The following is an 8,391-nucleotide window of genomic DNA, read 5'->3' on the forward strand; positions in this document are numbered from 1 at the left end:
TGAAGCGGCCGGCCTGATCGGGCTTGCCGACATCGAACCACAGCGCCGGCATGTCGGCGGCGGCGACCGGATCGGGATAGCCGCGCGCCGCGCAATAGCCGAAGGCCCACTGGAAATGATCGTTCATCGTCGCAAGCATAAGCGAAGCGGGAGACAAGGGAAGCGGCAACACGGCCGCCGTCCCGCCTTCACCGCACCTTCACCCTTGTCAGCAAGTGCGCGGCGGGAGTAGATCGGCGGCATGAGCGATTTCCGAACCCTGTCCGCCGACTTCAGCGTCGCCCCGCAGATCAGCATCGAGGATGTGGCCGACGCCAAGGCCGCGGGTTTCGCGATGCTGATCAACAATCGTCCCGACGGCGAAGAGCCCTCGGCGCCGCAGGGCGACGATATTGCGCATGCCGCGGCAGCCGAGGGGCTGGCCTATGCCGCGATCCCGATCGGCCATGCGGGTTTCAGCCATGCGCAGATCGATGCGCTCGACACATTGCTGCGCGATGCGACGGGACCGATCCTCGCCTATTGCCGGTCGGGAACGCGATCGACGCACCTCTGGGCGCTGGCGCGCGCGCGCGCGGGCGACGATGTGGGCGCCATCGTCGAGGCGGCGGCGAACGCGGGTTACGACCTCGGCGGGCTGCGGCCGATGCTCGACGCGCTCGCGGGGGAAAAATGAATCAGGCCGAGTTGATCCAGCTCGGCGCATCGCTGATCGCGGTGCTTTTCGTTGCCTGGCTGGTCAGGAAAATCGGACTTGGCGCCGATCCGCGGATCGAAGACGCGGCGCATGCGATCCGGCTGGCCGAAGAGGCCGAAGCGGGGTTTCGCGGCACTGAGGTCGCGCGCGATCGCGCGGGCTTCGCCGCAATCGTGCAAAATGCCGAGGGACGGATGATGCTGGTGCGCGCGCATGGCAATTTCTTTGCCGCGCGGCCGGTCGACGCGAGCGTGATCGGGCGGCTCGACAAGGATTTCCTGACACTGACGACGCCGGAGAGAACGTTCGGCGCGGTGACATTGCAGCTGGGGAAGGATGCGGGGATGTGGGCATCGCGAATGCGGGATATCGGCCGTGCCTGAACTTCCCGATCCCGTCGTTTACGCCGTCCCCGCCTTCATCCTGCTGCTGATCATCGAGATGCTCGTCTCGCTGCGCGCCGACAAGAGCCGTTACGAGGCGCGCGACACGCTGACCTCGCTGATGCTCGGGACGGTGAGCCAGGTCGCGGGCGCGCTCGTCGGCGCGGCGGTGATCGGCATGTCGGTATGGGTCTACCAGTACCGCCTGTTCGACATCGGGATCGAATTCAAAAGCTGGTGGTGGGCGTGGATTCTCTGCTTCTTCCTCGACGATCTCGCTTATTATGCCTTCCACCGCAGCGCGCACCGCGTGCGCTGGTTCTGGGCGAGCCACGTCATCCACCACAGCTCGCAGCATTATAATCTTTCGACCGCGCTCCGGCAGACATGGACGGGTTTCTTCAGCCTGACCTTCCTGTTCCGCCTGCCGCTGTTCCTGATCGGCTTTCCGCCCGCGATGGTGTTCTTCTGCGCGGGGCTCAACCTGATCTACCAGTTCTGGATCCATACCGAGGCGATCAAGCGCCTGCCCAAATGGTTCGAGGCGGTGATGAACACCCCGTCGCACCACCGCGTCCACCACGGCGTGAATCCGCGCTATCTCGATGCGAACTATGCGGGCGTCTTCATCATCTGGGACAAGATGTTCGGCAGCTTCGTCCCCGAACGCGACGACGAGCCGGTGCGCTACGGCATCGTCAAGCAGCTCGGCAGCTTCAACATCCTCTGGGCCGCGGTGCACGAATGGGTCGGGATTGCGAAGGATGTGTGGCACGCGCCGTGGAAGCACAAGTTTGGCTATATGTGGCGCGAGCCCGGCTGGAGCCACGACGGCAGCCGCGCGACGAGCGCGATGATCAAGCAGCGCTGGGCGGCGGGGCGGCCGGCGGAAGAGCCGGCCGAGTAGAGCTGCCTCATCTGGCAGCTTGCTTCGAGTTCTAATGACATTCATGTAAGCACCCGAGGCGACCGCCGGCAGGCGGCGCGAGGGAGGGTCGCAAGCATGGATCAGTTCGACATCATCGTCATCGGCGGCGGCAGCGCGGGGAGCGCCGCGGCGGGGCGGCTTGCCGAGGACGGGTCACGCACGGTGTGCCTGGTCGAGGCGGGCGGGCGCAACGACAACGTGCGGGTCAAGACGCCGGGCTTCATGCCCTTCATCCCCAAATCGTCGAACTATCGCTATGAGACGCTGCCGCAGGCGGGGCTGAACGGCCGGATCGGATACCAGCCGCGCGGGCGCGGGCTCGGCGGATCGAGCGCGATCAATGCGATGGTCTATATCCGCGGGCATCGGTTCGATTACGACCAGTGGGCGTCGCTCGGCGCGACGGGTTGGAGCTATGCCGACGTGCTGCCCTACTTCAAGCGCAGCGAGGGCAACGAGCGCGGCGGCGACGAATTTCACGGCAGTGGCGGGCCGCTCAACGTGATGGACCAGCGCTGGCCCAATGTGACGAGCCGACGCTTCATCGAAAGCGCGGCGTCGCTGCAATTGCCGCGTACCGCCGATTTCAACGGGGCGAGCCAGGAGGGCTTCGGTCTTTACCAGGTGACGCAAAAGGGTGGCGAACGCTGGTCGGCGGCGCGCGCCTATGTCGAACCACTGCGCGAGCATGGCAATTTCGCGGTGCGGACCGGGGCGCTGGTCGAGAAGATCCTCGTCGAGGACGGGCGCGCGACGGGGGTCGTGATCCGGCGCGGCTCCAAGCGCGAGACGCTGCGCGCGCGCGGCGGGGTCGTCCTCTCGGCCGGCGCCTTCAACAGCCCGCAGATATTGATGCTGTCGGGAATCGGGCCGGGCGCGCATCTGAGGGACAAGGGGATCGACGTGACGCTCGACCGCGCGGGAGTCGGCGACAATCTGCAGGACCATATCGACTATGTGTCGAGCTGGGAGACGCGTTCGACCGAGCCGTTCGGCGACAGCCTCGGCGGCACGTGGCGGATGGTGAAGGCGATCTTCGAGCACCGGACGCAGCGCAGCGGGATCATGACGACCTGTTTTGCCGAGGCTGGGGGCTTCTGGAAATCGCGGCCCGACCTGCCCGCGCCCGACATCCAGTATCATTTCGTTCCCGCGATGCTCGAGGATCATGGCCGGACGAAGGTGAAGGGGCATGGCTTTTCATGCCATGCCTGCGTGCTGCGCCCCGAAAGCCGCGGCACCGTGCGGCTGACGTCCGCCGATGCCGCGGCGGCACCGGCGATCGATCCGGGTTTTCTGACCGACGCGCGCGATATGGCGACCTTGCGGGCGGGCGTGCGGATGATGCACCGCATCGCGGCGGCGCCGCCGCTGGCGGATTATGCCGGCGTCGACCGCCATCCGGTGAACATCGACGACGACGCCGCGCTCGACGCGCTGATCCGCAGCCGCGCCGACACCGTCTATCACCCCGTGGGCACGTGCCGGATGGGGAGCGACGCCGATGCGGTGGTCGATCCGGCGTTGAAGCTGAACGGCGTCGAGGGGTTGTGGGTCGCCGACGCGAGCGTCATGCCGCGGCTGGTGAGCGGCAACACCAACGCACCGAGCATCATGATCGGTGAACGCGCGGCGGATTTCGTCAAGGCGGCGCTGGCCTAGATGGCCCCGGCTTTCGCCGGGGTTCACAAAGCGCAAGCCTCGGCCAGCAATCGCCCATTCGGTGTCAGGTCATAGCGGCTTGCCGGGGGTCGCATATCCACCACCGCGCGTGTCACGAGCCCGTGCTGCCCCAGTGCCGTCAGCCCCTGCGACAGCGCGCGCGGCGTTGCCGGTGCGAGCAGGCGCGACAGCGCGTTGAAGCGGTCGTGCCCCGCGCCGATCCCGGCGACGAGTGGAAGGCCCCAGCGCGTCGCGGCGGCGGGCGGCAGGCCGATTTCGCGTTGCGCCCCGGCAATGGTCGCGGCGCGCGCGGCGGCGGCGCTGCCCGCTTCGGTCAATATATATTCGGGACGTAGCGGATGGCCGTGCCCGGGGTTGCGCTGGACCCAGCCGATCGTCGCCGCGGCCTCCAGCGTGCGCGCGAGGCTGTCGCGCGACAGCCCCAGCCGATGGATCAGCTCGACGAAGCGCGCGCCCTTGTGCGCCGCAAGATCGGCGAGCAGCGGCACCAGCCAGCGATGGCTGCCGAGCTGAACCAGCACGGGGTCGGGCGTGGTTGACCGCATTTGCAACTAACTATACAAACCGGACTATCGAGGCAAGTGATATGGGCCGCGCGATTCTCCGCGTGGTCCGGTGCTTCGCGAAAAGGGAGGATGGCATGGCGCTTCAGATCGGATCCGAGCTCACCTGTTCGATGGGGGTCAAGGACATGACCGCAGCGATCGCCTGGTACGAACGGGTGATGCAGTGCGAGTTGCTCTACCGCGCCGACGAGATTGGCTGGTGCGAGCTCAGAACGCCGATGACGGGCGTAAACATCGGGCTGAGCCAGGTCGAGAGCGTCGTGCAGGGCGGGGGTGCGACCAACGTGTTCGAGGTGGCCGATATCGACGCGGCGAAGGCGCATCTCGATGCCGAGGGCGTGCGGCAGGATGGTGAAATCCAGCACATCCCGGGGCTGGTGAAGCTGATCACCTTCTACGATCCCGACGGCAACGCCTTCATGTTCTCGCAGTCCGAGGCGGCGGCATGACCTTGCTCTGGTGGGCCGCGGCGCTGATGGCGCCGGCTGCGCCCGCCGCCGGTGCGCCGTCGCTGTCGGCTTGGCACGGCCATTGGGCCGGTGCGGGCGAAGCGTTCGGCAAGCCGGCAACCGCGACGCTCGACATCGCGCCGGGCAAGACCGGCGAGACGGCGCTGTCCTATCGGCTGTCGATCGCGGGGACGCCGCCCGTGAGCTATTCGGCCAAGGCACTTTACACCCTCGATGCGAAGGGACGCGTGCGCGGGAAATGGACCGACGTCACGGGCCGCGTCCGGCCCGTCGCGGGCGGCGTTACCGGGCTGCAATGGTGGACAAATTGGGGCAGCGCCGATGTCGAGATCGGGCGGTCGACCTACGCTCTCGCAAGCGACGGCGCGCTGATCGTCAGCGATTCGATTCTGCAGCCCGATGGCCGTTGGCGGGGTTTCGCCATGCTGCGCTACACGCGCAAAAAGACCTGAAATCCGCCATTTTTTGACACTGGCTATGCTGCGCACAAAAAAAGAGGGCCGGGACTTGCGTCCCGGCCCAGCCTTTCAGGCTCTCCCCTCCTGAAACTGTTGACGCAATGAATGCCATATTAATGTCATGTTGAAAAGGGCAAAATTGCGGCAATGCTGCACAAATTTTGTGCAGCATTTCAGGACGTAAAAAGGGGCCGGACGGTCCCGGCGTCCGGCCCCCTTTTTCCCGATCAGAAGCCCTTGCGAACGGTGACGCCGAAAGTCCGCGGCTGGTTCGTCGCAAAGCCGAGGCGGGCGCGCCCGCCGCGTTCGCGGTCGAAAGCAAGCAGCGCATTCTCGTCGAGCAGATTGTTCACATAGACCGAGATTTCGAGTTCGTCCGGAAACTCGATCCCCGCGCCGATATTGACCAGCTGGTAATCGGGCAGCTTGAGGTCGAGCGTCGTCGCCGAGGCGATCGGCGCGCCGCCGAAGGTAAAGCCGTGGACGAACGTCCGCGGATTGTTTTCCTGGTCGCCTGGCTGGGTATAGCGGCTGCCGACATGCTGGAAGGACGCGGTGACGAAGGCGTTGGTGTCCGACGACGGATCGATCGGGAAGCTGTAGGTCGCGTTCGCAGCCATCTGGAACCGCGGGACCGACGGCAGGCGGTTGCCGTTGCGGATGCCCTCGATCACCGTCCCGTTGGGGCGGGTCAGCGTCGAATCGAACTCGGCCTCGACGTAGCTGCCCGAGAGGCCAAGATCGAGCCCGGTAACCGGGCTTGCCGACAGTTCGAACTCGAGCCCCATCGTGTGGGCGTCGGCGTTGAACACGATACGCGACGAGCAGCTGCCAGCGTCGGCCGTGACCTGCAGATTGTTGATCTTGGTATAGAAGCCGGCAGCGTTGAAGGTGATGCCGCCGAACTGCGCCTTCACCCCGCCTTCATAGTTCCACAAGGTCTCGTCGCCGTAGCGCGGGCGACCGCCGAAAGTCTCGGCATCGGGGCCGCCCGGGTTGCCGCCGTCGCACAGCGGCAGGTTGAGCGGATCGTTGACGCCGCCGAGGCGGAAGCCTTTCGACGCCTGCGCGTTGAGCGTGATGCCGTCGGCGACATCGTAGCTGAGCAGCAGGCGCGGCGAGAAGCCGCTCGACGACGTCTTGTCGCGGGCGTTGTCGCCGTTCGGGAACAGCCCGCCCGACACGAAACGCCGGCTTTCGTCGAAGGCATAATAGCGCCCGCCGAGCGTCGCGGTGAGGCGATCGGTAAAGTCGTAGCTGACCTCGCCGAAGATCGCGATTTGCGACAGGTCATAGGGAATATCGGCGTTATACGGCGAATCGGGCCCGAAGCCGTTGGCGATATCGGCGGCGGTGAGCGGCACGCCCCCCGGTCCGCAATCGTCGGGGTCGGCATTGCAGGCGTTGATGAAAAACTGGTTGGTGAAGGCGTCGTAACCTGGCGTTGGCAGGCGCTGGGTATAGTCGCGTTTGACGTTGGCATAATAGCCGCCGATCAGCCACTGGAACGGACCGTCGCCGGCCGAGTTCACGCGCACTTCCTGCGTGAACTGCTTGACGCCGGTCGTGTCGACGAGGTTCGACGGCAGCAGAATACCCGCGTCGGGAAAGCCGAGGTCGGACGAGACGCTGCCCGTCAGCGCGCTCGCGTCGCGGCTGACGAGGATGTCGCGGTCGGTGTAGGTCGTCACCGACGTCACGCCCATCGTGTCGCCGTCATAATTCATCGTCAGGTCGAAGAGCTTGACCTCGTCCTTGAAACTTTCGTCGAGCAGCAGATATTGCTGGCGTTCCTTGAAGGCGACTTGCGGCCGCGTCGTCGTGAACTGGTTGGCATAGAGATTATAGACGTCCTGCCGGTTGAAACCGTCGGTCGTCACCTTCTGATAGACGAAGCGCGGGGTGATCGAGAGATTTTCGGCGGGCTTCCAGAGCAGCGACACGCGGCCGCCATAGCGTTCGCCACTGTTGACGTCCTCGCTCACCCCGCCGCCTTCGCGCAGCGCGTCGATGAAGCCGCCGTAGCGCGTATAATAGCCGACCGCGCGCATTGCGAGATTCTCGTTGATCGGCAGGTTGATCGCGCCTTTCAGATGCCCCCCGAAATCGTCACCGTCGACGAGGTTCACATTACCTTCGACCTTGCCTTCGACGCGGTCGAGGTTCGGCTGGTTGGTGATGTAGCGGAGCGTGCCGCCGACCGAGCCCGAGCCGAAGAGCGTGCCTTGCGGTCCGCGCAGCGTTTCGACGCGGTTGAGGTCGAAAAGGTCGAGGTCGGGCGTGAACAGCGACAGCGAGACGACCGATTCGTCGAGATAGACGCCGACCTGCTCCTTCACCCCCGGTTGGTCGCGTGCGATCTGGCCCGCGGATACGCCGCGCACCGATACCTGGCTCTGGCCGGGCCCGAGATTCTGGACCGTCAGGCCGGCGACATTGCGCGAAAGATCCTCGACCGTACTCGCGTTAGCACGCTCGATCGCCCTTTCGGTCTGCGCATTGATCGAGAAGGGAACGTCCTGAAGGCTCGCGTCGCGTTTGGTCGCGGTGACGATAATCTCGTTGCCGTCGTAGCTGCTTGCCGGCGTGTCCTGCGCCGTTGCCGGGGTGCTTGCGAGCGCAAGGCACGACAAGCCGGCGAGCAAAGATGCTCGTGCATTCATGATAATCCTCCTCCTGGTGGCCAATCTTCGCTGGTCCGTGGAGGAGGGTGCGCCTCTTGTCACAAATGCGCAATGGAGCCCGAATCGGGCCCGGAATTATCGTCGGCACATGTTGCGTGGCGGCCACAGTCAAAAATCGGCAAAAAAAGTGGCCGGGTCATGCCCCGGGGCCCGTGCCGTTCCGGCCAAGATCAAAAAAAGGCCGGGGTCAAGCCCCGGCCAGTGGTTCGCAGGAGGAACCCGGTTAGGACCCCGCCGCCGCCGTTTGAAAGGAGAGAGAGAGCGTGCGGCGACGGGTATCCTGTCTCGTCAATAGTTGTAGGCGCGCTCGCCGTGCTCGCCGAGGTCGAGGCCCTCGCGTTCGACCTCTTCCGAAACCCGGAGGCCGGTGACGAGCTTGGCAGCATAGATGGCGATGACCGTGCCGGCGGCCGCCCAAGCAATGGCCACGAGGACAGCAACGATCTGGGTTGCGATCTGCGGCCCCATCGCGAAATCGTCGCCGCCGGGCCCACCGAGGCTCGGGGCATAGACGATGCCGGT

The 8,391-nt window shown here is 65.5% G+C and carries 8 protein-coding genes and 1 pseudogene; 6 read left to right on the forward strand and 3 right to left on the reverse strand.

Annotation, left to right across the window (positions count from 1 at the left end):
• Positions 1 to 241: 241 nt before the first annotated feature.
• From VGD20_RS20120 to VGD20_RS20135, 4 genes are all read left to right on the forward strand, one after another.
• A complete protein-coding gene (locus tag VGD20_RS20120; protein ID WP_331136152.1) occupies positions 242 to 676 on the forward strand; it encodes a TIGR01244 family sulfur transferase in 435 nt (144 codons plus the stop codon).
• Entirely contained in the window at positions 673 to 1,080 is a 408-nt protein-coding gene (locus tag VGD20_RS20125) for a hypothetical protein (protein ID WP_331136153.1), read from the forward strand. Before VGD20_RS20120 ends, VGD20_RS20125 begins: the two co-directional genes overlap by 4 nt.
• Positions 1,073 to 1,987, forward strand: a complete 915-nt coding sequence (locus tag VGD20_RS20130; protein WP_331136154.1) for a sterol desaturase family protein — start codon at positions 1,073 to 1,075, stop codon at positions 1,985 to 1,987. Before VGD20_RS20125 ends, VGD20_RS20130 begins: the two co-directional genes overlap by 8 nt.
• Before the next feature lie 96 nt (positions 1,988 to 2,083).
• Complete coding sequence (locus VGD20_RS20135; protein WP_331136155.1) at positions 2,084 to 3,670, forward strand: GMC family oxidoreductase; 1,587 nt, start codon at positions 2,084 to 2,086, stop codon at positions 3,668 to 3,670.
• Between the two features lie 23 nt (positions 3,671 to 3,693).
• Here the strand turns inward: VGD20_RS20135 and VGD20_RS20140 are convergent, their stop codons facing one another.
• Entirely contained in the window at positions 3,694 to 4,236 is a 543-nt protein-coding gene (locus VGD20_RS20140) for a winged helix-turn-helix transcriptional regulator (protein ID WP_331136156.1), read from the reverse strand.
• A 95-nt stretch (positions 4,237 to 4,331) separates the two neighbouring features.
• Between VGD20_RS20140 and VGD20_RS20145 the strand changes: the two genes are divergently transcribed.
• Positions 4,332 to 4,706 carry a VOC family protein gene (locus VGD20_RS20145; RefSeq protein ID WP_331136157.1) on the forward strand — a complete coding sequence of 125 codons (375 nt, stop codon included), beginning with the start codon at positions 4,332 to 4,334 and terminating at the stop codon, positions 4,704 to 4,706.
• Entirely contained in the window at positions 4,703 to 5,179 is a 477-nt protein-coding gene (locus VGD20_RS20150; protein ID WP_331136158.1) for a hypothetical protein, read from the forward strand. The genes VGD20_RS20145 and VGD20_RS20150 overlap by 4 nt, the downstream gene beginning before the upstream one ends.
• Before the next feature lie 233 nt (positions 5,180 to 5,412).
• Here VGD20_RS20150 and VGD20_RS20155 read toward each other — a convergent pair whose 3' ends face one another.
• A complete protein-coding gene (locus VGD20_RS20155) occupies positions 5,413 to 7,848 on the reverse strand; it encodes a TonB-dependent receptor (protein WP_331136159.1) in 2,436 nt (811 codons plus the stop codon).
• Positions 7,849 to 8,157: 309 nt separating this feature from the next.
• Positions 8,158 to 8,391: pseudogene (locus tag VGD20_RS20160) on the reverse strand (ammonia channel protein); the annotation flags it as partial.

Origin of the sequence: Sphingopyxis sp. (assembly GCF_036402335.1) — a bacterium.
Lineage (GTDB): Bacteria > Pseudomonadota > Alphaproteobacteria > Sphingomonadales > Sphingomonadaceae > Sphingopyxis.